Origin of the sequence: Mesorhizobium sp. LSJC285A00, assembly GCF_000503155.1 — a bacterium.
Taxonomy (GTDB): Bacteria; Pseudomonadota; Alphaproteobacteria; order Rhizobiales; family Rhizobiaceae; genus Mesorhizobium.
The window spans coordinates 1-25,026 of the sequence record NZ_AYVK01000044.1 but is presented as its reverse complement, the minus strand read 5'-3'; the positions used below and the strand labels follow the sequence as shown (position 1 = coordinate 25,026).

Below are 25,026 nucleotides of genomic sequence, written 5' to 3'. Positions count from 1 at the left end.
GATTGCGTATTGCCGCTTGCCATCGACGGCTCTGACACTGAAAAAGGTCTCGTTCTCGCGAGACCTTTTTTAATGATCTGCCTGCCCACCATCGCCACCACCCTTGTCGAGTTCGCCGGCGCCTCGGTGCTCTCGCCACGCGGAGCCTGAGCGTGGAACTCCCCGCTTCGCTGCGACAAGGCGTCGAGCGCCTGCTCGAAACGACACCGCTGGCGGTGCTGCGCCAGGCGGCGAAGACGCTGTCTGACCGCTACCGCGCCGAATTGCGCGACGGCCGCCCGCACATGGCCGAAGAGATGGCGGTAAAAGCCTATCTGGCGACGCGGCTGCCGGCGACCTACGCGGCGGTACGGGCCGGTCTCGACGAACTCGCCTATGCGCGGCCCGATTTCCAGCCAACGAGCTTGCTCGATGTCGGCGCCGGTCCTGGCACGGTGCTTTGGGCCACTACAGATCTGTGGCCCGACCTCGAAGAGGCGGTTCTGGTTGAAGCAAGCGCCGCGGTGCGCAAGGTTGGCCAGTCGCTCGCCCTTGATACCATCGCCACCAGGATGGACTGGCGGGCCGGCGACGTGACCATCGACCTTGCCGATCTCAAGCCTGCCGACCTCGTCACCTGCGCCTATGTGCTGGACGAGATCGCGCCGGCATCGCTGCCGAAGCTTGTCGTCCGGCTCTGGCATTTGACCGGCGACACACTGCTGATCGTGGAGCCCGGCACGCCGGCAGGCTGGCAGCGCATCCTGGCAGTGCGCAGGCAATTGCTGGAGGCCGGGGCGCATGTGCTGGCGCCTTGTCCGCATGAGGCGCCCTGCCCGCTTGAGCCGCCCGACTGGTGCCATTTTTCGCGCCGCGTCGCCCGCTCGCGCCTTCATCGCCTGGCCAAAGACGCGGACGTGCCGTGGGAGGACGAGAAATTCATCTACGTCGCGGCGTCGCGGCAACCCGCGCCTGTACATCCGCCCCGCGTGATTGCGCCGCCGAAATCGGGCTCCGGCAAGGTGCTGCTCAAACTGTGCCAGCCGGATGGCGGCGCCGGCGAGACACTTTTCACCAAGCGCGAGGGCGAGCTGTTCAAGGCAGCGCGGCGGCTGGACTGGGGCGATACATTGGACGGAAGAAGCGGGTAATCACCGAGATTGTTCTTGCTCTGTTCCAACGACTCGGATAGAAGTCAGCGCCTTTCTGAGTCAACCGGAATCGGGGCGCGGAAACACTCTTCTGTGGACGGTTTGCCGCCCCTGTGAACAACGGGGCATCGAGGTTGATTGGTCGTGCGGTGATGCAGAAAGGTCAGCACCGATTTATCTCGTTCTGATATCGAGAAGCCGGGATCAAAATCGGGGACATCATGGCAGAGGCAGCGCGAAAATTCGGCGTGGCGGAGCAGCAACCGCTTTATCGTGAAGCGCCGAACAACATCGAGGCCGAGCAGGCGCTGCTCGGCGCCATCCTCGTCAACAACGATGCCTTCTACCGCGTCTCCGACTTCCTCAAGGCCGGCCATTTCTACGAGCCGCTGCACCGGAAAATCTTCGAGGTCGCAGCCGAGCTCATCCGCATGGGCAAGGTGGCGACGCCGATCACGCTGAAAACCTTCCTGCCGGCCGACGAGAAGGTCGGCGACATGACGGTGGCGCAATATGTGGTTCGTCTGGCGGTCGAAGCCGTCACCGTCGTCAATGCCACCGATTATGGCCGCGCCATCTACGATCTGGCCACGCGCCGGGCACTGATTACCGTCGGCGAGGACATGGTCAACATCGCCTATGACGCGCCGGTCGACATGGCGCCGTCCGAACAGATCGAGGATGCCGAGCGGCGGCTGTTCGAACTGGCCGAAACCGGCCGTTACGACGGCGGCTTCGAGAGCTTCACCGACGCGGTCAAGACCGCCGTCGACATGGCCAACGCCGCCTATATGCGCGACGGCCATTTGTCGGGCCTCGCCACCGGCATGCGCGATCTCGACCGCCGCATGGGTGGCCTGCAGGCGTCGGATCTGATCATCATTGCCGGCCGTCCGGGCATGGGCAAGACGTCGCTCGCCACCAACATCGCCTTCAACATCGCCGAGATGTATGAGCCGGCGCAGCAGGCCGACGGCTCGTTCAAGGCAGCCAATGGAGGCGTCGTCGGCTTCTTCTCGCTGGAAATGTCGTCCGAGCAGCTCGCCACCCGCATCATTTCCGAACAGACGGAAATTTCGTCGTCAAAAATCCGCCGCGGCGAGATTTCGGAGATGGATTTCGAAAAGCTGGTCGCCTGCTCGCAGACCATGCAGAAGATCCCGCTGTTCATCGACCAGACCGGCGGTATCTCGATCGCGCAGCTGTCGGCGCGGGCGCGGCGGCTGAAGCGTCAGCGCGGCCTCGACCTCATCGTCATCGACTATATCCAGCTGATGCAGGGATCGAGCGCGAAGTCCTCACAGAACCGGGTGCAGGAAATCACCGAGATCACCACCGGCCTCAAGGCGCTGGCCAAGGAACTCTCCGTTCCGATCATCGCGCTGTCGCAGCTGTCGCGTCAGGTCGAAAGCCGCGAAGACAAACGCCCGCAGCTGTCCGATCTTCGCGAATCCGGCTCGATCGAGCAGGACGCCGACGTGGTGATGTTCGTCTACCGCGAGGAATATTATCTGAAGAACCGCGAACCGAAGCCCGGCACCGACGAATACATCAAGTGGGAACACGAGATGAACGAGATGCGCGGCAAGGCCGAAGTCATCGTCGCCAAGCAGCGCCACGGCCCGACAGGTTCGGTGAGCCTCGCCTTCCATGGCGAGTTCACACGGTTTTCCGACCTCGCCGAAGAGCATCATATTGCGGAGAGGTTCGAGTAGCTTTTTGGCCTACCGCAGCGCTCCGTCACACCCCCCTCTGGCCTGCCGGCCATCTCCCCCGCAAGGGGGGAGATCAGCAGCTTTGCGAATGGCGCTCATCTTGCGACGTTGGGGATTGGCGAAAGCAGCGACGATAGCCAATCTCCCCCCTTGCGGGGGAGATGTCCGGCAGGACAGAGGGGGGTGTGCAAGATCACCCTCCTTCGGTCATTTGCAGGCAGCATCACTCCATGGCTAAATCGCGCGTCCAGTTCATCTGCCAGAATTGCGGGTCGGTGCATCAGCGCTGGGCCGGCAAATGCGATGCCTGCGGCGAGTGGAACACACTCGTCGAGGAAGGCACGTCCGGCGGCATCGGCTCGGGACCGGCCAACACGCGCAATGCGCGCAAGGGCCGCGCCGTGGTGCTGACCAGCCTGTCCGGTGACATCGAGGATGCGCCGCGGATCATCTCCGGCATTGGCGAACTCGACCGCGCCACCGGCGGCGGTTTCGTGCGCGGCTCGGCGCTGCTGGTCGGCGGCGATCCCGGCATCGGCAAGTCGACGCTGCTTACCCAGGCCGCAGCAGCATTGGCGTCAAAAGGCCACCGCATCGTCTATGTCTCGGGCGAAGAGGCTGTCGCGCAGATCCGGCTGCGGGCGCAGCGGCTTGGCGTCGCCGACACGCCGGTCGAACTTGCCGCGGAGACCAATGTCGAGGATATCCTGGCAACAATAGCCGACGGCAGAAGGCCGGACCTCGTCATCCTCGATTCCATCCAGACGCTGTGGACCGACATGGCCGACTCGGCGCCCGGCACCGTCACCCAGGTGCGCGCCTCGGCGCAAGCGATGATCCGCTACGCCAAATCCACCGGTGCTGCCATCGTGCTGGTCGGCCATGTCACCAAGGAAGGCCAGATCGCCGGTCCGCGCGTCGTCGAGCACATGGTCGACGCCGTTCTCTATTTCGAAGGCGAAGGCGGCCATCACTACCGCATCCTGCGCACGGTGAAGAACCGTTTTGGGCCGACCGACGAGATCGGCGTCTTCGAGATGTCGGACAAGGGCTTGCGCGAGGTCGCCAATCCGTCGGAGCTGTTCCTCGGCGAACGCCACGCAAAATCGCCGGGTGCCGCGGTATTTGCCGGCATGGAAGGGACACGTCCGGTGCTGGTCGAGATCCAGGCACTGGTGGCGCCGTCCACATTGGGCACGCCGCGCCGTGCCGTCGTCGGCTGGGACGGCGCACGGCTGTCGATGATCCTTGCCGTACTCGAAGCCCATTGCGGCGTGCGCTTCGGCACCCACGATGTCTACCTCAACGTCGCCGGCGGCTACCGGATTTCCGAGCCGGCGGCCGATCTGGCGGTTGCCGCTGCACTGGTTTCGTCGCTCACCGGTCTTGCCCTTCCCGCCGATTGCGTCTATTTCGGCGAAATCAGCCTGTCGGGCGCAGTGAGGCCGGTTGCGCATGCGCAGCAGCGCCTTAAAGAGGCCGAAAAGCTGGGTTTTGGAAGTGCGGTTCTGCCCTTGGGCAGCGAGGAGGTTGTCGGGGGGATCGGGGCCGGCGCTTTCCAGCCGACCGAACTTGCCGATCTCGTCGCACGCATAGCCGGCTCACGGCGCAGCCGTGTCGACGTGGAAGATTGACGCGGCTCGCCCGAGCCGTGAAAAGACAATCTGAGTGGGGCGAAAGACATGCCGATTACGCTGCTGGACGGAATTCTCGTCGGCTTCACCCTGGTCTCGGCGATGCTCGCCATGGTTCGCGGCCTGTCACGCGAAATCCTGTCCGTCGTGTCCTGGGCGGCTGCCGCCGCGGCGGCATTCTTCTTCTACAAGCCGGTGCTGCCTTACGTTCAGCCCTATGTCGAAAGCGACAAGATCGCCATGGCGGCATCCGCCGGCATCGTCTTCCTCATCGCGCTGATCGTCGTTTCCGTCATCACCATGAAGCTTGCCGACTGGATCATCGATTCCAGGATCGGCGCGCTCGACCGTACGCTGGGCTTCCTCTATGGCGCCGCGCGCGGCGTCCTCGTAGTCGCCGTGGCGCTACTGTTCTTCAACTGGCTGGCCGGCGCCAAGGCCCCTGCCTGGATCGCCAACGCCAAGTCGAAGCCGCTGCTCGAGACCATCGGCGCCAAGCTGGAAAGCCTGCTGCCCGAAGATCCGGAAAACGCCATCCTGAAGAAGCTCAATCCGAATCAGCCGGCAGCCGAGACGCCTCCGGCGGCCGATGCACCGGCGGCGGATGCTCCGGCAACCGGTGACGATACGCCGGCGCCCGACGACGAGACCGACGCTCCGGCCGATAACGCACCCGCGCCCGCTGCTCCGGCTCCGGCCGCGCCGGCAAACTGATACGGACGGATGGTGCCGGACAGGCGCCATCCCGGCAGTTCCGGCCTGACTACGTTGCTTTCGCGGCGCTATCGCACTATATGGCCATTTTAGCGGAGCTTGAGCCCCATGGCAGTTTCGAAGGCAGACGCGGACGACGTGCTTTCCGCCGAAGCAGACGATCATTTCCACGACGAATGCGGGGTGTTCGGCATTTTCGGCCGGCAGGACGCTGCGGCCATCGTAACGCTAGGCCTGCATGCGCTGCAGCATCGCGGCCAGGAAGCGGCCGGCATCGTCTCCTATGACGGCACGCAGTTCCATGTCGAACGCCATGTCGGCCTGATCGGCGACACCTTCACCAAGCAGCACGTCATCGACAGCCTGCAAGGCAACCGTGCCATCGGCCACACGCGCTATGCCACGACCGGCGGCGCCGGCATGCGCAACATCCAGCCCTTCTTCGCCGAACTCGCCGATGGCGGCTTTGCCGTCGCCCATAACGGCAATCTCACCAACGCCATGACCGTGCAGCGCGCGCTGCAGAAGCAGGGCGCGATCTTCTCGTCGACCTCCGACACCGAGACGCTGCTGCATCTCGTTGCCACCAGTAAGGAACGCGATTTGAATTCGCGCTTCATCGACGCCGTGCGTCAGGTCGAAGGCGCTTTCTCGCTGGTCGCGATGACCTCCAAGAAGATGATCGGCTGCCGCGATCCGCTCGGCATCCGCCCGCTGGTGCTCGGCGACCTGGACGGCGCCTGGATCCTGGCCTCCGAAACCTGCGCGCTCGACATTATCGGCGCCCGCTTCGTGCGCGACCTGAAGCCCGGCGAAATGGTCGTGGTGACCTCGAAGGGCATCGAGAGCCTGTTCCCCTTCGAGCCGCAGAAGACCCGCTTCTGCATCTTCGAATATGTCTATTTCGCCCGCCCGGACTCCTCGGTCGAAGGCCGCAATGTCTACGAAGTGCGCAAGCGTATCGGCGCCGAATTGGCGCAGGAAAGCCCGGTCGAGGCCGATATCGTCGTGCCGGTGCCGGATTCCGGCACGCCGGCGGCAATCGGCTTCTCCCAGGCGGCAGGCATCCCCTTCGAACTCGGTATCATCCGCAACCACTATGTCGGCCGAACCTTCATCCAGCCCGGCGATTCGATCCGCCATATGGGCGTCAAGCTCAAGCACAACGCCAACCGCCGGATGATCGAGGGCAAGCGCGTGGTGTTGGTCGACGATTCGATCGTGCGCGGCACCACCAGCCAGAAAATCGTGCAGATGGTGCGCGACGCCGGCGCCAAGGAAGTGCATATGCGCATCGCCTCGCCGCCGACCAGCGCGTCGTGCTTCTACGGCGTCGACACGCCGGAGAAGTCGAAGCTTTTGGCATCGCGCATGTCGATCGAGGAAATGGCCGAGTTCATCCGTGTCGATTCGCTCGGCTTCCTCACCATTGACGGGCTCTACCGCGCCGTCGGCGAAGCCAGCCGCGACAATGAGCAGCCGCAATTCTGCGACGCCTGTTTCACCGGCCAGTACCCGACCCGCCTGCTCGACTTCGAAGGTCACGACAATGTGCGCACGCTGTCGCTGCTGGCGAACAACGGGGCGTAAAGCCCAACTGCTATCCTTGAAAGCGCTCGCATGACCCTCGACCTCTCCGGCCGCGTCGCGGTCGTTACCGGCGCCTCGCGCGGCATCGGCTACTTCATCGCCAAGGAACTTGCCGCCGCTGGCGCCCATGTCATTGCGGTAGCCCGGACCGTCGGCGGGCTGGAAGAACTCGACGACCAGATCAAGGCCGAGCGCGCGAAAACCGGCAAGGGCGAAGCGACGTTGGTGCCTCTCGACCTCTCAGACATGGCCGGCATCGACCGGCTGGGCGGCGCCATTCACGAGCGCTGGGGCAAGCTCGACATTCTGGTGGCCAATGCCGGTGTGCTCGGCGTCATCTCGCCGATCGGCCATGTCGAGGCCAAAACCTTCGAGAAGGTTATGACCATCAATGTCACCTCGACCTGGCGGCTGATCCGCTCGGTCGACCCGCTGCTCAGGCTGTCCGACGCCGGCCGCGCCATTCTCATGTCGTCCGGGGCCGCGCATTCGGCGCGCGCCTTCTGGGCGCCCTATGCGGCGTCGAAGGCGGCTGTGGAAGCCATGACGCGTTCCTGGGCGCATGAGACGCAGAGCCTGCCGCTCCGCATCAATGCGGTCGACCCCGGCGCCACCCGCACCGCCATGCGTGCGCAGGCCGCGCCCGGCGAGGATCCGGAAACGCTGCCGCACCCGTCAGAGGTGGCAAAACGCATCGTGCCGCTGGCGAGCCCCGAGATGAAAGAGACGGGGCTGATCTTCCAGGTCAAGAACAACCGCTTCGTCGCCTACCGGCAGCCGGAATAAACCGGGTTGTAGCGGGATTAAACAGGCCTCCAGTTACGTTTCTTCGAATGTAGGACATTCGAAACAGGAGGACCGACATGCGTAGACTTCTTCTCGTTGCCGCCGCCGCGATTGCCGCCACAGCCGGCGTGGCGCTGGCGCAAGACGCAAAGATGAGTTTCTTCGTCACCAGCGTCGGTTCCGGCAAAGGCGCCGATCTCGGCGGTCTCAAGGGTGCCGACGCGCATTGCGCCTCGCTGGCGGAAGCGGCTGGGGTTACCGGCAAGGAATGGCACGCCTATCTCTCGAGCGCCAATGTCGATGCGCGCGACCGTATCGGCAAGGGTCCCTGGGTCAACGCCAAGGGCGAGAAGATTGCCGATGACGTCGCCTCGCTGCACAGCGACGCCAACGCCATCAACAAGCAGACGGCGCTGACCGAGAAGGGCCAAGTGGTCAATGGCCGCGGCGACAAGCCGAACCGGCACGACATATTGACCGGCTCGAAGCCTGACGGCACCAAGCTCGCCGACCAGACCTGCGGCGACTGGACCTTGAGCGGCGCGGAGGGCGCGGCGATGATGGGCCATCACGACCGCACCGGCCTTGATGAGTCGGCGGCGGCGAAATCCTGGAACTCCTCGCATGCCTCGCGCGGCGGCTGCAGCCAGGAGGCGCTGAAAGGCACCGGCGGCGACGGCCTGTTCTACTGCTTTGCGACGAACTGAGAGACGTCTGGGAGCGGTTCGTTCACGGGTCTGTGATGATCCGGCAGGTCCCTCCCCCCTCGCCCTGCTTTCGCCATCAGCCGGGAGTTGCTAGGGTCGACCCGACTCCGACACTCAGCAAAGCGAGGAATTCCCATGGCTGCTCCCAGCGTAGCATTGGTCTGGTACCTGGTGATCGCCGGCCCGCAAGGCGGCATGGTGGTGCTGCCCAGCACCTTCGACACCCGCGAACAGTGCACAAACGCGATTACCGAATATCAGAAGCAGCCGACGCCGGCCGGCTGGGCGGTCAACTGCGTGCCGAGCGCCTCGCCGTTTACCGATGAGGGCGACGCGGAAGAGCCTGCTGCGCAGTAGCGCAATCTCCCCCCTCGAGGGGGAGATGGCCGGCAGGCCAGAGGGGGTCGCCTCGCGTAGAGTGCCAACCTCCTTCCGCACAAAGGGCGTCGCGTCCAGTCGGCCCGACCCCCTCTGTCGCCTTCGGCGACATCTCCCCCTCAAGGGGGGAGATCAGGCGCGCGCACTCACCGTCAGCTCCGGCTTGCTGTTGATGGTCTGGAACACCACGCAATAGCGTTCGGTCAGCTTGATGAGCGAATCGATGCGCGCCTGCGGCTCATCCGTGTCGAGGTTGAAATTCAGCCGGATGGCGCGAAAGCCCACGGGGGCGTCCTTGGCCACGCCCAGCGTGCCGCGAAAGTCGAGATCGCCTTCGGCCTCGACGGTGGCTGCGCCAAGCCTGAATTCCAGCGCCGTCGCCACTGCCTTCAGCGTCACGCCGGCGCACGCCACCAGCGCCTCCAAAAGCATATCGCCCGAACACAATTCGAGCCCGGAACCGCCGGTCGCCGGATGCAGGCCGGCGACCGCCAGCGCCCTGCCCGTCTCGACCTTGCAGGCAATCGACTGGTCGTCGATGGAGCCTTTGGCGCGAAGCGTGATCAGCGCTCGCGAGGAATCGTCGCGATAAGCCTCCTTGATCGGTGCCTGCATGGCCTTGAGTGCGGTGGCGTCCATGTTGCATTCCTTTTCGAGTCCGTCGCGCTTTGATAGCACTGATATGCCAGCGAGACAGCGCCTCCCTCTGGCCCGGCCACCTCCCCACAGGGGGGAGATCTGCAGCTTCGCCGATGGCGCTTTCTACGCCGGCGATTAGCGAAGGCGGTCGCGACATCCAATCTCCACCCCTGTGGGGGGAGATGTCCGGCAGGACAGAGGGGGCTGAAGGAATGCTACCTCACGAAGAGTTACTTTGACTTCGACCGCCCCGGCCATACCTAAGCAGAGTCATTCCCGCGGAGGCATCATGCCGTTCAAGCTGAAACTGATCTCGCTTACCCTGTTGGTGCTTGCAGCCTTCGCGCAGCCCGGCCTCGCCGAAACGCCCGAGCGCCCCGCCCCGGCAGGCGGGGTGCTGTCGCTGCTGCCGGCACCGCAGACGACCAGCCATTCAATCACCATTGCCGGGCGCAAGCTGGACTATCAGGCTAAGGCCGGCACGCTGTCACTGCTATCCGGCAAGGGCGAGGTCACCGCGGAAATCTTCTATGTCGCCTATACGCTGCCGCCACTGGCGGGCGCGGAGAAGGCTCGCCCCATCACCTTCGTCTTCAATGGCGGCCCGGGCGCGGCATCCGCCTATCTGCATCTCGGCGCACTCGGCCCGCGTGTCGTCGCGACCGGCGCCGATGGCCAATTCCTGCCGCCGCCGCAAAAGCTGATCGACAATCCCGACAGCTGGCTCGACATGACCGACCTCGTCTTCGTCGATCCGGTCGGCACCGGCTACAGCCGCGAGGCCCCCGGCCAGGACACAAAAGATTTTTGGGGCGTCAGCCAGGACGCCAGTTCGATCGGCGCTTTCATCCGGCTCTATCTCGCCCAGAACGGCCGCACCGGATCGCCGCTCTTCCTTGCCGGCGAAAGCTATGGCGGGTTCCGCGCGGCACTTCTCGCCAGGACCCTGCAGGAAGATGTCGGCCTGAGCCCCAACGGCATCGTGCTGATCTCGCCTGCACTGGAGTTCACGCTGGTGCTGCCCGACGAATTCCAGCCGCTGCATTGGGCGCTGGAACTGCCCTCGATGGCGGCGGTGCGCCTGCGCAGCGAAGGCCTCAGCGGCGAAGCACTGCGCGAAAAGCTCGCCGAGGTCGAAAAGTATGCGCTGGGCGACTACCTCACGGCTCTGACCGGCGGGCTGGAACAGGGCGGGCGGCTGGCCAGCCAGCGCGTGGCCGAGATCACCGGCCTGCCGCTCGACCTCGTGCAGCGCAATTTCGCCCGCATCCCGACCGGCCTGTTCGCGCGCGAATTCCAGCGCGCCAGTGGCAAAGTGCTCAGCCCGTATGACGGCACCATCGCCACCAGCGACATCGCCCCGGAGAGCGCCCGCAGCGCCGGCCCGGATCCGGTGCTCGACCGCAGCGTGCCGGCGCTGACCTCGGCCTTTGTCGGTTATGCGCGCGACGAGCTGAATTTTCGCACCGATGTCAGCTACAGGTTGCTCAATGGCGATGTGACCCACGCCTGGGACTATGGCGGCTCGCGGCAAGGCTATGCCGGGGTGATGGACGATCTGCAGCGGGCGCGCTCGCTCAACCCGGGGCTCGGCGTGGTGATCGTCAACGGCGACACCGATCTGGTCACTCCCTATCTGGCCTCACGCTATCTGGTGAGCCAAATCCCGACGCTCGGCGGGGCAAAACCTATCCGTCTCGACGTCATCGAGGGCGGCCACATGATGTATCTCAGGCCGGGCGGCCGGCGCGCCCTGAAGGAGGCCGCTTCGGAGCTCTACCAGGCAACACAGTGAACGGCGTGCCCACGCTGTCGGCCAGGCTGCGCCAACGCAAGCTTGCCACTGGCGTAGCGCCCCGCAGGCTTTCGCCCGTATAGCCTGCAATGGGAGCCTGATTGGGGCAGGCTTCTTCTTCGTCCTCTTGACAGCGCCGGACACGCCGCATGGCCGATATTGCCATTCTGGAAACCCGCGAAAGGGTGCTTGCCGGCATCCTGTTCACCGGCTGCGCCTATTTCCTGTTTTCGACGCAGGACGCCGCGATCAAGCTTCTGGTCGTCGGCATCAGCGTCTGGCAGATCATGTTCTTCCGCTCGATCGCTGTGCTTATCGGCTGTGCTGCAATCGGCGGACCGCGCATCTTTGCCGACACAATGCGCTCGCCCATCGTGCGGCCGATGCTGGTGCGCAGCGCCTTCACGCTCGGCGCCTGGCTCTGCTACTACAACGCGGCCCGCTCCCTGCAGCTGGCCGAACTCACCACCATCTATTACGCCGCCCCGATCATCGTCACCGTGCTGTCGGTGGTGATGCTTGGCGAAAAGGTGCCGCTGTTGCGCTGGCTGGCGGTGTTCATCGGCTTCGTCGGCGTCTTCATCGCCTGTGATCCCACTCGTCTCGGCTTGTCCGTGCCGATGCTCTTGGTACTGGCTGCGGCAGTGCTGTGGGGCATTGCCGTGGTGCTGTTGCGCAAGACGGCGCTGGCCGAGCGCACGCTGATCCAGCTTGTGCTCAACAATTTCTACTTCCTGGTGTTTTCCACGGTGCCGGCGCTGTTGGTCTGGCAGATGCCGGACTGGCGCCAGTTGCTGCTTTTGATCAGCGTCGGCGCGCTCGGCGGCGTGGCGCAATTTATGCTGTTCGAAGGCATGAAGCGGGCGCCGGTGTCGATCGTGGCGCCGTTCGAATACACCTCATTGGTCTGGGCCTTCGGGCTCGGCTTTGCGATCTGGGGCGACGTGCCGCGTCGCGAGGTGTTTCTGGGGGCGGCGTTGATCGTCGGCGCCGGCCTGCTGATCATCGGCAACGAGCATTTCCGCAAGCGGCTATGAGTACCCCGTGCTGACAGCATGGTGGCAGGAGAAGACGGATAGGCTGCTGAGATGACGGAAGCGCTCGACGGCCCAGGCACCACAGATACCGCTGCCGAGCGTACGCTCGGCATCATGCTGGTGGCGGCCTCGGCGGCTTTCTTCGCCCTCACCGGCGTGCTGACCAAATCGATCCACACCGACCCGCTGACCATCACTTGCTGGCGCGGCTTTGTCGGCGCGATCCTGATCACCTTCTATGTGCTGTGGCGCCGGCGCCGCTCCGGCGGGCGGGAAAGCTTGCGACTTGGCTGGCGCGGCTGGCTGCTGGCCCTTGAGGGCGCCGCGGCCAGCATCGCCTTCATCTCGGCGTTCAAATTCACCTATGTCGCCAATGTCGCTGTCATCTACGCCACCGCGCCCTTCATCACCGCGCTGCTCGCCTTCGTGCTGGTGCGCGAGCCGTTCCGGGCGCAGACGCTTGCCGCCGCCGCCGTTTCGCTGTGCGGCGTAGCGATGATGGTCGGCTCCGGCTTCGGCAGCGGTCATCTGTTTGGCGATGGGCTCGCGCTGCTGATGACCGCCGGCAGCGCGCTCTACATGATCATGGTGCGCGCCTTCCGCGACACGCCGGTGGTGTGGGCGGGCGCAGTCTCGGCGCTTCTGCTGTTCGTGCTCGGCTGGTTCGTCACCGACCCCCTGGCGATTTCTGCTCGCGACGCCGTGCTGCTCGTCGCCTTCGGAGGATCGTTCGCGGCGGCGTCGATCCTGTGGACGGAAGGCTCGCGGCTGATCCCTGCGCCCGAGTCCGGCCTTCTCGGTGCCGCCGAAGTGCCGTTTGCGATCCTGTTCGCCTTCCTGTTCCTCGGCGAGATCGCGCCGGCCGCCAGCCTGATCGGCGGCGCCATAGTACTGTGCGCGGTTTTCGCCCATGCGGGGCGCGACTGGCTGGCCGCGAGAAAAAGTGCGGCAACCCAATAATTATTTTCCAAGTCATGGAACCATCATGCGGATCAGGCAGTTTTATGTGCGACGGGTCACCCCCCAAGTCCCCCCAAACCCCTCGACCCGTCCTCCTCAAAGCCGACCGTAAAGGTCGGCTTTTTCTTTGGACATCAGCCGGCAAAGCCGGGCAAGGCGAGGTTGTCGCTGAGCAGGATGGCAAGATCGCGCGCCGGCCGCTCGGCGCCCTGGCCGAGTTTTATCGCGAATTGCGCTGTCGGCACCGGCGGCAGGGCGAATTCGCGCGGTGCTTCGGCAATGCCTGAATGGGCAAAGCGGGCGGTGCGCAAGGTCAGCGCGATGCCGGCATTGACCGCCGTGCGCAAGCCGGCAAGGCTGGCGCTGCCGGCGGCAATGCGGTAGCGGCGGCCGGCAGCATCGAGGGCCGCGAGTGCTGCTTCGCGAAAGCCGCAATAGGGGTCGAGCAGCGCCAGCGGCAATTCCTCTTCCCGCACGGCAAGCCCTTTTTGCGAGCACAGCCACAGCATCGGCTCACTGAACAGCCCGACTTCGTCATTGGCCGGCGTCTTGCGCATGACAACGGCCAGATCGAGCTGCCCGGCCTGCAGCGCCTCGCCAAGCTCGGCCGAACGGCCAACGCGGAGTTCGACCCTGACGCGCGGATGGCTGGCCGCGAAGGCGCGCAGCAGCTCCGGCAGGCCGCTATCGGCGAAATCCTGTGTCGTGCCGATGGCGACGCGACCAGCGGCACGCGCGCCCTTGAGCGCCAGCCAGGCCTCGCTGTGCACGGCAAGAATGCGGCGGGCATGACCGACAAGATCCTCGCCGGCCGGCGTCAGCCCGCGCCCGCGCCCCTGCGCCACCAGCAGCGGTTCGCCGACGATCTCCTCCAGACGCTGCATCTGCGCGGTCACCGCCGAGGGCGAGCGGCCGACAGCAGACGCAGCCTGAGCCAGCGAGCCGCCATCGACAAAGGCAAGGAAGGTTTTGAGCAGATCGGGATCGAGAGCTTGCATACTTCGATAATACAGAACCTTTTGTTCGAAACAATTCGATTTTTTCAAAGATGATGGCATTGTCTCTCCAACGGCAAACAGACGCCGCTCAAACGAAGGAGAGAAAAATGCCCATCATCAACATCAGCGTCACCGGCAAGCCCGACGCCAAGCTGTCCGCCACAATCGCCAAGGAAATCACCGAGCTGACGGCAACCCATCTGCGCAAGGACCCGACGATTACCGCCGTCGCCGTCACCTATGTCGACCCGCAGCATTGGTTCGCCGGCGGCAAATCGCTGGCGGAGCATGGCGCCAACACCTTCTGGCTCGACATCAAGGTGGTCGACGGCACCAACACCAAGCTGGAACTGGAGGCTTATCTGAAGGCGATCTTTGAGGCCTTTGGTAAGTTGCTGGGTGGTGTGCACGAGGAAAGCTATGCCTTCGTGCATGAAGTCCCGGCCGCTGCTTACGGTTATGGCGGCAAGTCGCAGGAGTTCCGGTTCATCAGTGGGCGGCTGAAGGCCACGGCCTGATTGCTACCCAGCGGGAGGATGAAGCCTTGTATCAAGCGCGAAATCCTCCCGGAGATGCAAGCTATAAAGGCCTGCCGCCCGGTTGGGATCGAACACCAGGTTCCAGCTGTGCTGGGATACCGCGCTGGGGATCAGAAAGAACGGATGCTTTGCCAGCAGACCATCGCCGAACTGCTGCTGTCCCGCGCCCGGGATGCCGGGACGCAGCCAGTTCGCGTTCGGAATATCGTCGGTTTGGACCACATAAATCTCTGATGGATCGACGATGTCGAATGCCGTCAGCACGTGAGGGACAGTATCCAGCGTGCGAAACCCCTTGTGGACCGCCACCTCCAAGATGGCGGTCGATGGGTCGATGGACGCATATACGGCTCTGATCCCTTTGCTGTTCCACCTTCCCCCAAGCTTGAAGGCTCCTTCGCCACTGTCCCAGCTCGCCTTGAAGCGTCTGTGATCAAGCCTCCAGCCCAACAACTTCCCTGTTCCGAGGGAGCCCGGCAAAGGCGTCACGCGTAGACACCATAGTCGAGCCGCTCAAGAAACTCCTGCACAAGCGCAGTGCCCGCCGCCGTGGCCAGCAGATCGATCGGCCGGCGATTGTCCAAACCCATGGCAGGCTCGATCATCCATTTTTCCGCGTCTTCCTGAGTCCCGAGCACGGACGTGGCCTTTGTCAGGAGCTTGGCGAAGTTCCAGGTTCTGGAACCTTGCTCCCGACTGAGGGTCTTGGAGTGATCCGATTTGTGCCGCTGAAATGTCCGCTCGCTCATGCCGAATGCGGTCTCAAACGCATCGGCGGGATCAATGACCATCAGATGCCTGACGAGGCTTTCGAGCGCCTGGCCCGGAATTCCATGCAGGATCATTTCATGTGCCTCAAGAGGACTGGCTACCGAGAATCCAAGAACCTTCCGTCCACCAAACAGGTCGACCATCCGTTCGAACTCCGGCTCCATATGCGGTGCCTCGGCAAAACCCACCGGGGAACTGGCCATATTACCTCTCCGTCACGTGTCGCTTTATTTACGACACGTGTCGCAATATTTCAAGGTCTGCGTTTGGATCATTGCCTGGTGAGGTCAGGTGGAACACCGCTCCCTCGCACCCGCGCATTGACCTTGCCCCCCATTGCGCTACCCTCTGCTCTCCAAGCGGACGAAGAGCCGCATACCGGACCGTTGGGAGAGACGCGGCATGATCCTGGCACTGGCGCTGCTTGCAGGCCTCGTTCTGGCCTGGCTGCTGATTGGCGCGATCGAGACCTTTCGTCTCGACCTGCGCTTTACCCAGGCGCTGCTCTATGTGCCGTTCAAGCTTGCCTACCGGATCGAGGACCGGCGCATCCGCATTGCCCGCAACGCGCCGACGCCAGTGATATATGTGGTCTCGCACCAGTCGCGCTTCGAGCCGGCGATGATGCTGTCGCTGCTGCCCGACGACACGCTGCACATTCTCGACGAGGCCTCGGCGCGCTCGCCCTGGCTGGAGCCATGGCGCGAGCTTGGCCGCACCATCGCCTTCAACGCCGAGCATCTCTTCGTCAGCCGGCGGCTGGTCAGGGTGCTGAAGGGTAAAGGCCGGCTTGCCGTCTATCTGCCCGATGACGTCGAGCCCGATGTGAAGGCGTTTCGCCTGTTCCGCGCCGTCACCCGCATCGCCATGCAGGCTGACGCCCGCATCGTGCCGATCTTCGTCGCCGGCGCGCGCGACCTGCCGGTTTCTCTGACGCCAAAGGATCGGGCGCCCCGCCACTGGTTCCCAAAACTCTCGATCAGCGTGCTGGAGCCGATGACGGTTGCCGAACTGGTGGCGCGCAACCCCGACCAGGCTTCCAACACAAATGCGTTGTTCGACCGCATCGCCGAGGCGCGGCTTTATGGCAGCAACCTCGATCGCGGCCTGTTCCTGGCCATGCGCGATGCCGCCGATCGCACCGGCGCCTCGCATCCGATCATCGAGGATGTGATCAGCGGCTCGCTCAGTTATCGAAAGATGTTCATCGGCGCGCGCGTTCTCGGCCGCCGTTTCGAGGCTATAACGTCACCCGGCGAAGCGGTCGGGGTGTTGCTGCCCAACGCCAATGGCGTGGTGCTGTCCTTCGTCGGCCTGCTCTCGGCAGCCCGTGTGGCGGCGATGATCAACTACACGGCGGGGCCGGCCAGCGTCACCGCCGCGGTGCGCACCGCAGTCATCCGAACGGTGGTTTCCTCGCGCGCCTTCGTCGAGAAGGCGGCGCTTGCCGACATCATCGCCGCGGTCGAGGCCGGCGGCGCCAAAATGCTGTGGCTGGAGGATGTGCGCGCAAGCGTCACCACACTGGAGAAACTCGCAGCAGCCGCGCTGTGGCGCTTCCCGCTGCAGCGGCAGGATGCGGCCAAGCCGGCGGTAATCCTGTTCACCTCAGGCTCGGAAGGCACGCCCAAGGCCGTGGTGCTGTCGCATCGCAATCTCCACGCCAACGCCATGCAGGCCGAGGCGCGCATTACCATTTCGCCGTCCGACATCCTGCTCAACGTGCTGCCGGTTTTTCACTCTTTCGGCCTGACCGGCGGTACCATCCTGCCGCTGGTGACCGGGGTGAAACTGTTCCTCTACCCCTCGCCGCTGCACTACAAGATCATCCCGGAGATCGCCCGCAAGGTGAAGCCGACCATCATGTTCGGCACCGACACTTTCCTTGCCAACTATGCCCGCACCGCCAAGGATGGCGATTTCTCCAGCCTGCGCTTCGTCGTCGCCGGCGCGGAAGCGGTGAAGCCGGAGACGCGGCGCGTTTATCGCGAGCGCTTCGATGCCTCGATCATCGAGGGGTTCGGGCTGACGGAGGCCGCTCCCGTCGTCGCCGTCAACACCGCCATCCATGGTCGCGACGGCACGGTCGGACGGCTGTTGCCGGCGATGCGCATGAAGCTCGAACCGGTCGAGGGTATCGAGGGTGCCGGCCGCCTGTGGCTGGACGGGCCGAATTTGATGATGGGCTACATGACCGCTGATCGGCCCGGCGAATTGCAGCCGCTGGACGGCTGGCACGACACCGGCGACATCGTCTCGGTCGACCGCGAAGGCTTCATCACCATTCGCGGCCGGGCAAAACGCTTCGCCAAGATCGCTGGCGAGATGGTGTCGTTGGGCGCCGTCGAGATGCTGGTGCAGTCGCTGTGGCCGGAAGAGCGCCACGCCGCGGTGGCGGTGCCGGACAAGAGGCGCGGCGAGCGCATCGTGCTGGTCACCACCGCCGACGACGCCGATCCGGAAGAACTGCGCGCCTTCGGCAAGAAGGCAGGTGCGGCCGAACTGATGGTGCCCAACGACATCGTCAAGGTCGGGGAGATCCCGGTGCTGGGTTCCGGCAAGACGGATTATGTCTCGACGCGGAACCTGGCGATCGAGAAGCTGGGGCTGGGCCTGGCGGCTTAGCGTATCTCCCTCCTTGAGGGGGAGATGGCCGGCAGGCCAGAGGGGGTCGCCTCGCGTGAAGCGCCGACGTCCTCTTCGCTCAAACGAGGTCGCGTCCGGGGCGTACCGACCCCCTCTGTCGCCTTCGGCGACATCTCCCCCTCAAGGGGGGAGATAACAACTACCCAATATCCGACGGCGGCACTTTTTCGCCCTCGCGCTTGGCGCGCTTCGAATACGCCCGCACGCTGAAAGGCAGGAAGATGAGATAGCCTGCGACAGAGGCGGTCAGCGTGTACCAGGGATAGGTCATCAACAGCAGGACGTAGAGAACGACCGCCAGGATGATCGGCAGCACCTTGTCGCCCGGCACTTTCAGGCTTTTGCCGGAATAGACCGGCAGCCGGCTGACCAGCAGGAAAGCGACCAGCACAGTGAAGCCGGTGGCGACGAATGCCGTCAGGCGGTCCGGCTCGAGACCGAGCCGCAGGAAGGACAGATAGAGCGGCAGCATGACCAGCACGGCGCCGGCCGGCGCCGGCACGCCGACGAAGTATTCGCTCTGCCAGATCGGCCGGTCATGGTCTTCGTCGAGCACGTTGAAGCGCGCCAGCCGCAGGCCACAGGCGATGGTGAACAGAAGGGCTGCGATCCAGCCGAATGAGCCGGCGCGGTCGAGCAGGAAGGCATAGAGCACCAGTGCCGGTGCGACGCCGAAATTGACGATGTCGGCCAGCGAATCCATCTGCGCGCCGAATTTGGATGTCGCCTTCAACATGCGCGCCAGGCGCCCGTCTATGCCGTCCAGGAAGGCGGCGAGCAGCACCATCACCACGGCCGGCTCGAAACGGCCCTCGAAGCCGAAGCGGATGCCGGACAGGCCGGCGCAGATGGCAAGCACGGTGACCAGATTGGGCAGCACCATGCGCATCGGAATTTCGCGGATGCGCGGGCCGCCGCTGCCATGGGCCTCGAACTTTTTGAACGGCGCGCCCACCGCTTACGAAATCCTGACGAGCGGGGTTGCGGCGACGCCGCCGAATTCGGCGAGCACGGTTTCGCCGCCGACCGCCGTCTGGCCGACGGCGACGCGCGGCACCGCGGTCGACGGCAGGAAGACGTCGACGCGCGAGCCGAAGCGGATCAGGCCAAAGCGTTCGCCGACGGCAATGGAGCCGCCCGTCTCGGCCCAGCAGACGATGCGGCGCGCCACCAGGCCGGCAATCTGCACGGCGACAACGATGCCGTTGGGACTGTCTATGACCAGCCCGTTGCGCTCGTTCTCCGAGCTTGCCTTGTCGAGTTCGGCATTGAGGAACTTGCCCGGCCGGTGCTCGATTTTGGTGATGCGGCCGCGCACCGGAGCGCGGTTCACATGGCAGGAAAAGACGTTCATGAACACCGAGATGCGGGTCATCTCGGTGTTGCCGAGGCCAAGCTCGCGCGGCGGCACGGCCGGGCCGACCGCCGAGATGACACCGTCGGCGGGACTAACCACCAGCCGGTCGTCGACCGGGGTGACACGCTCGGGATCGCGGAAGAAATAGACGCACCAGGCGGTCAGGATCAGGCCGATCCAGAACAGCACCGAGGAGAAATAGCCGAGGAACAGCGTGCCCGCACCAAAGGCGGCAATGAACGGATAGCCCTCGCGATGGATCGGAACGAAGGCATTCTTGATCGAATCGACAAGGCTCATCGGATGGGGCTCATGGGATGGGGGCGGTCCCTGTTTCAGGTCCGGCCTCAATACCGGAAAGGCTCCGCTGCCGCAACGCAACATTGGGCAAGGCCGCATCGTCCGCAGCCGGCAGAAACGGTGACGTGCTTGCCTGTCGGCTGCTTTGCCGCCAGAATTCGGGCCAACGCCGGCTGAACGCGCGGCGAAAAGGCCGACTTCCATGGCGCCAAATTCAGGCAAAACGTATCTTGTTGCCATACGATCGTCAGCCGTGGGTGCCGTTTTGACCGTACTTGTGGCAGCGAGCGACCACGCAGTTGCGCAAGGCAAGCCATCCTTCGACTGCGCCAAGGCCGCCAGCGTGGCGGAAAAGGCCATTTGCGCCGATCCGGTCCTAGCGCAAGCCGATGCCGACGTCGCGAAGAATTATACCGCGCTGCTGAAGAGGCTCGATGCTCATGCCGGCAAGGCGCTGCGGGACGACCAAAGCGATTTCATCGCGTATCGCGACCAGATCGCCGGCTTCAACGAAAGTTCGCCCAAGAACCAACAGACTTTCGATCTCGGCGAATTCCTGCGCGACCGCGCAACCTTCCTGTCCGGCATACGCAAGCCCCCCGATGCAGGTTTGATCGGCACATGGAGCAGCGTGCGCGGCAGCGTCGACATCAAGGCTGTTGGCGGAGGCAAGGTCGAAATCTCGGAAGATGTCGTTTCCAATCCAGTCTCGGGAAGTGGGTCATGCGAGATCGACGGCACGGTCGAGAAGCGCAACACTCTGCGACTGGTCGACACCGACGACAACGACAACCCAACCGGTTTTGTCTTCACCTTTCGCCGCGATGGCGATGCGCTTGTCGTCGAGCAGAGCGGCACCGGCAAGGATGACAGAACGGAGCCGCCGTCATGCGGCGCCAACGGCCATGCCGATGGCACGTTCTTCCTGACCGAAAAACAGTAAACCCGCTGTCGGGGAACCACCCCCTCGCCCGTCCTTGGTGAGACAGCGCCGATCATGGCCCTTGCCATGATTGCGCTCCCAACAAGGAGTTTCCCCAAATGCAGAACCAAACGCGTCTTGTTGCCACCGGCCTCGCTTTCGGGGAATCGCCGCGCTGGCATAACGGACGCCTGTGGGTCTGCAACTGGGGCACCGGCGAGATCGTCGCCATCGATGCCGATGGCAACAGCGAGATCATGCTCAAAATACCGGCCATCCTGCCCTATTCCATCGACTGGTTGCCGGATGGGCGGCTGCTGATCGTCTCGGGCCAGGAAGGGCTTCTGTTGCGGCAGGAGGCGGATGGAAGCCTCGTCACCCATGCCGATCTTCGGACGCTGTCGAAAAGCCCGTGGAACGAGATCGTCGTCGACGGGCGCGGCAACATCTATGTCAATGGCGGCGGGCCGGCGCCGGCTGCGGGCGAGCATTTCGGGCCGGGCACCATCGTGCTGATCACGCCGGACGGCTCGGTTCGACAAGTGGCCGAGAACATCGCTTTCGCCAACGGCATGGCGGTGACGCCGGACAACAGGACACTGATCGTGGCGGAGTCGCATGCCAACCGGCTGACCGCCTTCGATATCGCGGAGGATGGCGGGCTTTCCAACCGCCGGGTCTGGGCCGATCTCGATGGCTTTCCCGACGGCGTCTGCCTCGATGCCGAAGGAACTGCCTGGTATGCGGATGTTCCCAACAAACGCTGTGTGCGGGTGCGCGAAGGTGGCGAGGTCTTGCAGACAGTCGATGCCGATCGCGGCTGCTTTGCCTGCATGCTGGGCGGGCCGGATGGCACGACACTGTTCATCGTCGCCGCCGAATGGCGTGGTTTCGAGAACATGATCAGCGATGCCCGCACCGGCCAGGTGCTGAGCGTCGAGGCGCCAGCACCTGGCACGGGCTGGCCCGGCTATAGTTCAGGCAGACGCTGATAGTTGGCGATATCGGCCTTCACGCCCAGCCGGGCGATGGTCTCCTGCGGGTTGAAGCCCGCCCGCTCGTGGGCCGCCTTGACGATCGGCACGACATTGTCGACGGCCGCCTGGTTTTCCCATTCGACAATGGTGACGAGGTTGAATTCGCCCGGTCCCGAAAATTGCTCGAGCACGAAATCCTGGACGAAGCCCTGCTGCAGACGCAGCAGTTCATGCGTTGCCCTGACCTTGCGAAGGATTTCTTCACGGGCCTCGGCAGGAACGACGAATTTGTCGACCCTGAACACGGCTTCACTGGTAAGCTGTTGATTGAGTTGATCCATTTCAATTGTCTCCGTTCCTGAACGACTTGGGTTCTGTGGCTCAGGAACGGGTTTGCGGTCTCAACCAAGGTTGAGGTCAAGAGGGAAAATCGCGAGCGTTCTTCCTTCTCCCCTTGTGGGAGAAGGTGGATCGGCGCGACAGCGCCGAGACGGTTGAGGGGTGTTCCAGCGGAGTGAGGCGTTGGCGTTCCCTGGAACACCCCTCATCCGTCGCCTTCGGCGACACCTTCTCCCACAAGGGGAGAAGGGGAAGGCGTCGACGCTAGCTCACCTCCGAAGTCCGCCTGCGTACAACCACACCCAGCTCATCGCTCTCGCGTGCAACTCGAAGCCTCTCTTCGGCTTCTGTCGCTTCGCGCTGGCGGTCCCACATCGAGGCGTAGAGGCCATGTTGGCGCATCAGCTCGGCATGGGTGCCGCGCTCGGCGATCTCGCCGTCCTTGAGCACGATGATCTCGTCGGCGGTGATCACCGTCGACAACCTATGCGCAATGACGATGGTGGTGCGGCCCTTGCTGACCAGGTCGAGGGCGGCCTGGATTTCCTGTTCGGTGTGGCTGTCCAGCGCCGAGGTCGCCTCGTCGAGCATCAGGATCGGCGGCGCCTTCAAAATCGTGCGGGCAATCGCCACGCGCTGCTTTTCGCCGCCCGACAGTTTTAGCCCGCGCTCGCCGACCATCGAGCGGTAGCCTTCGGGCAGTCGTTCGATGAACGGGCCGATCTGGGCAAGCTCGGCGGCTTTCTGCATGTCTTCCTCACTGGCGCCGATGCGGCCATAACGGATGTTGTAGGCGATGGTGTCGTTGAACAGCACGGTGTCCTGCGGCACCATGCCGATGGCGCCGCGCAGGCTCGCCTGCGTCACATCACGGACATCTTGGCCGTCGATCAGCACCTGACCGCCCTGGACGTCGTAGAAGCGGAACAAGAGCCGCGAAATCGTCGACTTGCCGGCGCCGGACGGGCCTACGATGGCCACCGTCTTGCCGGCCGGAACCTCGAAGGAGACGCCCTTCAGAATCTTGCGGCTGGGGTCGTAGGCGAAGTGCACGTCGCGGAACTCGACCTTGCCGGCTGTAACAGTGAGCGGCTTGGCATCCGGCTTGTCGGTGATTTCCTGCGGCACATCGAGCAGGTCGAACATCTGCTCGATGTCGGTCAGCCCCTGGCGGATTTCGCGGTAGATGAAGCCGATGAAATTGAGCGGGACCGAAAGCTGCATCAGCATGGCGTTGATGAAGACGAAATCGCCGACCGTCTGCGTGCCGGCCTGCACCTCCAGCGCCGACATGCACATGACGATGACGGTGCCGAGACCGAAGATGATGCCCTGGCCGAAATTCAGCCAGCCGAGCGAGGTCCATATCCTGGTCGCCGCCATTTCATAGCGCGCCATCGAACGGTCGAAGCGCTCAGCCTCCATACCCTCGTTGTTGAAGTATTTGACCGTCTCGTAGTTGAGCAGGGAGTCGATCGCCTTGGTGTTGGCGTCGGTGTCGCTGTCGTTCATGTCGCGGCGGATCGAGATCCGCCAGTCGCTGGCGCGAACCGTGAACCAGACGTAGAGCCACACCGTGGCCGCCACCACGACCACATATTTCCAGCCATAAGTGTAGGCGAAGATACCGGTGGTCAGCGCGAATTCGAGGATGGTCGGCGCCGTGTTCAGCATGATGAAGCGCACGATCGTCTCGATGCCCTTGGTGCCGCGCTCGATGATGCGCGACAGGCCGCCGGTGCGGCGCTCGAGGTGAAAGCGCAGTGACAGCTGGTGCATGTGAACGAAGGTGCGGAACGCGAGCTGGCGCACCGCATATTGGCCAACGCGGGCAAACAGCGCGTCGCGCAGCTGGTTGAAGCCAAGCTGCACCAGCCGCACGACATTGTAGGCGACGACCAGCATCACCGGCGCCAGCAGGAAGGATGGCAGCGGCGGCGGCGATTTGGCGTCACCGGCCAGAGAATCGGTCGCCCATTTGAAGAAGTACGGCCCGGCAACCAGTGTCAGCTTGGCAACGACCAGAAGCAGCGTTGCCCAAGTGACGCGTGCCCTGAGATCGGCGCGGTCGGCCGGCCACATATAGGGCCACAGATTGCGCAAGGTGCTGAAGGTCGAGCTATCGGAAACGGTTTTTTCTGCCACTTGTCTTGCCTTTTGGGTGAGAAATCAGCGGCCGGAGCAGCAGGAATTGACGAGTGCGGTCAGCGATGCGGAAACGTCGGCGAGCGCGGCGCGGTCGAGTTGATAGCGCGAGCGCTGGCGGTCGGGCTCGAAGCGGACCAAGCCTGCTTCGACCAGGATTTTCAGATGCTGGGAGACCGTCGACTGCGCGAGGTCGAGATGGTCGACAACCTCACGGCAGCAGCAGGAGCGGCTGGCCGACAGATGTCTAAGGATCTCGATGCGCGCCGGGTGCGAGAGTGCGGCGAAGCGAGCGGCAACGGCGCGGCTTTGGGGCGGTGCGCAGTTTGCGTGGTCTGGTTCAGCGAGCGAGTCTGCCATCGTTCATCGGCGATAGACGATGAACGGGTGCGTGGCAAGCTAACCCGATGGGTAGAGCGACCTAATCTCCCCCCTCGAGGGGAGATGTCGCCGAAGGCGACAGAGGGGGTCGGTACGTCCTGACGCAACGTCGTTTGCAGCAAAGAGAAGGTCGGCGTTTTATGCGCGGCGACCCCCTCTGGCCTGCCGGCCATCTCCCCCTCAAGGGGGGAGATCAAGCGCTCGGCCGCTACTGCGTCTTCACCGGCGCCGTTGTCACCTGCTCGCCCATCGCCTTGAGGTCGGCGGCTTCGCCTTCCTTTGACTTTTCCGGAACCTTGAACACCTGCCCCGGCCAGATGCGGTCGGGATCGCTGATCTGGTCCTGGTTGGCGAGATAGATGGTCGAGAAGCGCACGCCGTGACCGTAGACGCGCCGTGAGATCCGCCACAGCGTGTCGTGCCTGCGGATGATGACCGCGCCGTCTGCATGTTCGAGCTTTGGCGCCACCGTCTCGGGCACGTCGGGCGTTGCCGCCGCGACGACGGCTGGAGCCTCAGCGGCGGGGGCTGCCGGTGCCGCAGGTGCCCCGGCAACCGCCGGGGCA

Annotated in this window: 25 protein-coding genes; 15 read left to right on the top strand and 10 right to left on the bottom strand. The window is 64.1% G+C overall.

The features are described from left to right. The first annotated feature begins 152 nt into the window (after nucleotides 1–152). The 8 genes from X726_RS142515 (at nucleotide 153) to X726_RS142550 (ending at nucleotide 8,633) form a co-directional block, all read left to right on the top strand. A complete protein-coding gene (locus tag X726_RS142515; protein ID WP_023672718.1) occupies nucleotides 153–1,130 on the top strand; it encodes a small ribosomal subunit Rsm22 family protein in 978 nt (325 codons plus the stop codon). Nucleotides 1,131–1,351: 221 nt separating this feature from the next. Next, on the top strand, nucleotides 1,352–2,845 hold the full coding sequence (locus X726_RS142520) for a replicative DNA helicase (protein ID WP_023672717.1): 1,494 nt from the start codon (nucleotides 1,352–1,354) through the stop codon (nucleotides 2,843–2,845). Between the two features lie 230 nt (nucleotides 2,846–3,075). Continuing rightward, nucleotides 3,076–4,479 (top strand): DNA repair protein RadA, encoded by a 1,404-nt coding sequence (gene radA / locus X726_RS142525; protein WP_023672716.1) that lies wholly within the window; start codon nucleotides 3,076–3,078, stop codon nucleotides 4,477–4,479. A gap of 48 nt (nucleotides 4,480–4,527) precedes the next feature. After that, nucleotides 4,528–5,193, top strand: a complete 666-nt coding sequence (locus tag X726_RS142530; RefSeq protein ID WP_023672715.1) for a CvpA family protein — start codon at nucleotides 4,528–4,530, stop codon at nucleotides 5,191–5,193. Between the two features lie 108 nt (nucleotides 5,194–5,301). Further along, complete coding sequence (gene purF / locus X726_RS142535; protein ID WP_023672714.1) at nucleotides 5,302–6,783, top strand: amidophosphoribosyltransferase; 1,482 nt, start codon at nucleotides 5,302–5,304, stop codon at nucleotides 6,781–6,783. A 30-nt stretch (nucleotides 6,784–6,813) separates the two neighbouring features. After that, complete coding sequence (locus X726_RS142540) at nucleotides 6,814–7,569, top strand: SDR family NAD(P)-dependent oxidoreductase (protein WP_023672713.1); 756 nt, start codon at nucleotides 6,814–6,816, stop codon at nucleotides 7,567–7,569. Nucleotides 7,570–7,646: 77 nt separating this feature from the next. Further along, on the top strand, nucleotides 7,647–8,276 hold the full coding sequence (locus tag X726_RS142545; RefSeq protein WP_023672712.1) for a hypothetical protein: 630 nt from the start codon (nucleotides 7,647–7,649) through the stop codon (nucleotides 8,274–8,276). A gap of 135 nt (nucleotides 8,277–8,411) precedes the next feature. Beyond that, nucleotides 8,412–8,633 (top strand): hypothetical protein, encoded by a 222-nt coding sequence (locus tag X726_RS142550; RefSeq protein ID WP_023689120.1) that lies wholly within the window; start codon nucleotides 8,412–8,414, stop codon nucleotides 8,631–8,633. A gap of 153 nt (nucleotides 8,634–8,786) precedes the next feature. On the opposite strand, the gene X726_RS142555 is transcribed toward X726_RS142550, so the two are convergent. Continuing rightward, a complete protein-coding gene (locus tag X726_RS142555; RefSeq protein WP_023672710.1) occupies nucleotides 8,787–9,293 on the bottom strand; it encodes an OsmC family protein in 507 nt (168 codons plus the stop codon). 289 nt (nucleotides 9,294–9,582) lie between these two features. On the opposite strand from X726_RS142555, the gene X726_RS142560 reads away from it, so the two are divergent. The 3 genes from X726_RS142560 to X726_RS142570 all read left to right on the top strand — a co-directional run bounded on the left by X726_RS142560 (nucleotide 9,583) and on the right by X726_RS142570 (nucleotide 13,085). Next, on the top strand, nucleotides 9,583–11,088 hold the full coding sequence (locus tag X726_RS142560) for an alpha/beta hydrolase (RefSeq protein ID WP_023672709.1): 1,506 nt from the start codon (nucleotides 9,583–9,585) through the stop codon (nucleotides 11,086–11,088). Nucleotides 11,089–11,237: 149 nt separating this feature from the next. Next, a complete protein-coding gene (locus tag X726_RS142565) occupies nucleotides 11,238–12,125 on the top strand; it encodes a DMT family transporter (RefSeq protein WP_023672708.1) in 888 nt (295 codons plus the stop codon). Between the two features lie 51 nt (nucleotides 12,126–12,176). Beyond that, on the top strand, nucleotides 12,177–13,085 hold the full coding sequence (locus tag X726_RS142570; RefSeq protein ID WP_023672707.1) for a DMT family transporter: 909 nt from the start codon (nucleotides 12,177–12,179) through the stop codon (nucleotides 13,083–13,085). A gap of 134 nt (nucleotides 13,086–13,219) precedes the next feature. Here X726_RS142570 and X726_RS142575 read toward each other — a convergent pair whose 3' ends face one another. After that, nucleotides 13,220–14,083, bottom strand: coding sequence for a LysR substrate-binding domain-containing protein (locus tag X726_RS142575; RefSeq protein WP_023672706.1), 864 nt, complete (start codon nucleotides 14,081–14,083; stop codon nucleotides 13,220–13,222). Between the two features lie 107 nt (nucleotides 14,084–14,190). On the opposite strand from X726_RS142575, the gene X726_RS142580 reads away from it, so the two are divergent. Then, nucleotides 14,191–14,601 (top strand): 4-oxalocrotonate tautomerase family protein, encoded by a 411-nt coding sequence (locus tag X726_RS142580; protein ID WP_023672705.1) that lies wholly within the window; start codon nucleotides 14,191–14,193, stop codon nucleotides 14,599–14,601. Nucleotides 14,602–14,604: 3 nt separating this feature from the next. Here X726_RS142580 and X726_RS142585 read toward each other — a convergent pair whose 3' ends face one another. Both X726_RS142585 and X726_RS142590 read right to left on the bottom strand, forming a co-directional pair. Then, the gene (locus tag X726_RS142585; protein WP_023672704.1) at nucleotides 14,605–15,111 is read right to left on the bottom strand and encodes an RES domain-containing protein; all 507 of its coding nucleotides are present in this window, start codon (nucleotides 15,109–15,111) and stop codon (nucleotides 14,605–14,607) included. Then, nucleotides 15,108–15,596, bottom strand: a complete 489-nt coding sequence (locus tag X726_RS142590) for an antitoxin Xre/MbcA/ParS toxin-binding domain-containing protein (RefSeq protein WP_031215434.1) — start codon at nucleotides 15,594–15,596, stop codon at nucleotides 15,108–15,110. Before X726_RS142590 ends, X726_RS142585 begins: the two co-directional genes overlap by 4 nt. A 199-nt stretch (nucleotides 15,597–15,795) precedes the next feature. On the opposite strand from X726_RS142590, the gene X726_RS142595 reads away from it, so the two are divergent. Next, nucleotides 15,796–18,018: an AMP-binding protein gene (locus X726_RS142595; RefSeq protein ID WP_023672702.1), complete on the top strand. Its 2,223-nt coding sequence runs from the start codon at nucleotides 15,796–15,798 to the stop codon at nucleotides 18,016–18,018. Between the two features lie 160 nt (nucleotides 18,019–18,178). On the opposite strand, the gene pssA is transcribed toward X726_RS142595, so the two are convergent. Continuing rightward, entirely contained in the window at nucleotides 18,179–18,994 is an 816-nt protein-coding gene (gene pssA, locus X726_RS142600) for a CDP-diacylglycerol--serine O-phosphatidyltransferase (RefSeq protein WP_023672701.1), read from the bottom strand. Between the two features lie 3 nt (nucleotides 18,995–18,997). After that, entirely contained in the window at nucleotides 18,998–19,780 is a 783-nt protein-coding gene (locus X726_RS142605; RefSeq protein ID WP_280790543.1) for a phosphatidylserine decarboxylase, read from the bottom strand. A gap of 181 nt (nucleotides 19,781–19,961) precedes the next feature. Between X726_RS142605 and X726_RS142610 the strand changes: the two genes are divergently transcribed. Together X726_RS142610 and X726_RS142615 are read left to right on the top strand one after the other, a co-directional pair. After that, a complete protein-coding gene (locus X726_RS142610; RefSeq protein WP_198037381.1) occupies nucleotides 19,962–20,639 on the top strand; it encodes a lysozyme inhibitor LprI family protein in 678 nt (225 codons plus the stop codon). Nucleotides 20,640–20,737: 98 nt separating this feature from the next. Further along, a complete protein-coding gene (locus X726_RS142615) occupies nucleotides 20,738–21,610 on the top strand; it encodes an SMP-30/gluconolactonase/LRE family protein (RefSeq protein ID WP_023672698.1) in 873 nt (290 codons plus the stop codon). On the opposite strand, the gene X726_RS142620 is transcribed toward X726_RS142615, so the two are convergent. The 4 genes from X726_RS142620 to X726_RS0136380 form a co-directional block, all read right to left on the bottom strand. Then, nucleotides 21,589–21,936: a hypothetical protein gene (locus X726_RS142620; protein ID WP_023672697.1), complete on the bottom strand. Its 348-nt coding sequence runs from the start codon at nucleotides 21,934–21,936 to the stop codon at nucleotides 21,589–21,591. The two genes, X726_RS142615 and X726_RS142620, sit on opposite strands and share 22 nt — an antisense overlap. Nucleotides 21,937–22,198: 262 nt before the next feature. After that, entirely contained in the window at nucleotides 22,199–24,079 is a 1,881-nt protein-coding gene (locus X726_RS142625; protein ID WP_023672696.1) for an ABC transporter ATP-binding protein/permease, read from the bottom strand. 24 nt (nucleotides 24,080–24,103) lie between these two features. After that, nucleotides 24,104–24,439, bottom strand: a complete 336-nt coding sequence (locus tag X726_RS142630; protein ID WP_023672695.1) for a metalloregulator ArsR/SmtB family transcription factor — start codon at nucleotides 24,437–24,439, stop codon at nucleotides 24,104–24,106. Nucleotides 24,440–24,668: 229 nt separating this feature from the next. Continuing rightward, nucleotides 24,669–25,026: LysM peptidoglycan-binding domain-containing protein (locus X726_RS0136380; RefSeq protein WP_031215432.1), on the bottom strand; the 358-nt coding region annotated here is incomplete at its 5' end.

Bases quoted from the DNA above. Each gene is read 5' to 3' on its own strand.
- X726_RS142560 (WP_023672709.1), top strand. From the start codon at position 9,583: ATGCCGTTCAAGCTGAAACTGATCTCGCTTACCCTGTTGGTGCTTGCA.
- X726_RS142630 (WP_023672695.1), bottom strand. From the start codon at position 24,439: ATGGCAGACTCGCTCGCTGAACCAGACCACGCAAACTGCGCACCGCCC.
- X726_RS142540 (WP_023672713.1), top strand. From the start codon at position 6,814: ATGACCCTCGACCTCTCCGGCCGCGTCGCGGTCGTTACCGGCGCCTCG.
- X726_RS142570 (WP_023672707.1), top strand. From the start codon at position 12,177: ATGACGGAAGCGCTCGACGGCCCAGGCACCACAGATACCGCTGCCGAG.
- X726_RS142580 (WP_023672705.1), top strand. From the start codon at position 14,191: ATGCCCATCATCAACATCAGCGTCACCGGCAAGCCCGACGCCAAGCTG.
- X726_RS142605 (WP_280790543.1), bottom strand. From the start codon at position 19,780: ATGTTGCGTTGCGGCAGCGGAGCCTTTCCGGTATTGAGGCCGGACCTG.
- radA (WP_023672716.1), top strand. From the start codon at position 3,076: ATGGCTAAATCGCGCGTCCAGTTCATCTGCCAGAATTGCGGGTCGGTG.
- X726_RS142550 (WP_023689120.1), top strand. From the start codon at position 8,412: ATGGCTGCTCCCAGCGTAGCATTGGTCTGGTACCTGGTGATCGCCGGC.
- X726_RS142545 (WP_023672712.1), top strand. From the start codon at position 7,647: ATGCGTAGACTTCTTCTCGTTGCCGCCGCCGCGATTGCCGCCACAGCC.
- X726_RS142590 (WP_031215434.1), bottom strand. From the start codon at position 15,596: ATGGCCAGTTCCCCGGTGGGTTTTGCCGAGGCACCGCATATGGAGCCG.
- X726_RS142615 (WP_023672698.1), top strand. From the start codon at position 20,738: ATGCAGAACCAAACGCGTCTTGTTGCCACCGGCCTCGCTTTCGGGGAA.
- X726_RS142520 (WP_023672717.1), top strand. From the start codon at position 1,352: ATGGCAGAGGCAGCGCGAAAATTCGGCGTGGCGGAGCAGCAACCGCTT.
- X726_RS142565 (WP_023672708.1), top strand. From the start codon at position 11,238: ATGGCCGATATTGCCATTCTGGAAACCCGCGAAAGGGTGCTTGCCGGC.
- X726_RS142530 (WP_023672715.1), top strand. From the start codon at position 4,528: ATGCCGATTACGCTGCTGGACGGAATTCTCGTCGGCTTCACCCTGGTC.
- purF (WP_023672714.1), top strand. From the start codon at position 5,302: ATGGCAGTTTCGAAGGCAGACGCGGACGACGTGCTTTCCGCCGAAGCA.
- X726_RS142555 (WP_023672710.1), bottom strand. From the start codon at position 9,293: ATGGACGCCACCGCACTCAAGGCCATGCAGGCACCGATCAAGGAGGCT.
- X726_RS142575 (WP_023672706.1), bottom strand. From the start codon at position 14,083: ATGCAAGCTCTCGATCCCGATCTGCTCAAAACCTTCCTTGCCTTTGTC.
- X726_RS142595 (WP_023672702.1), top strand. From the start codon at position 15,796: ATGATCCTGGCACTGGCGCTGCTTGCAGGCCTCGTTCTGGCCTGGCTG.
- X726_RS142620 (WP_023672697.1), bottom strand. From the start codon at position 21,936: ATGGATCAACTCAATCAACAGCTTACCAGTGAAGCCGTGTTCAGGGTC.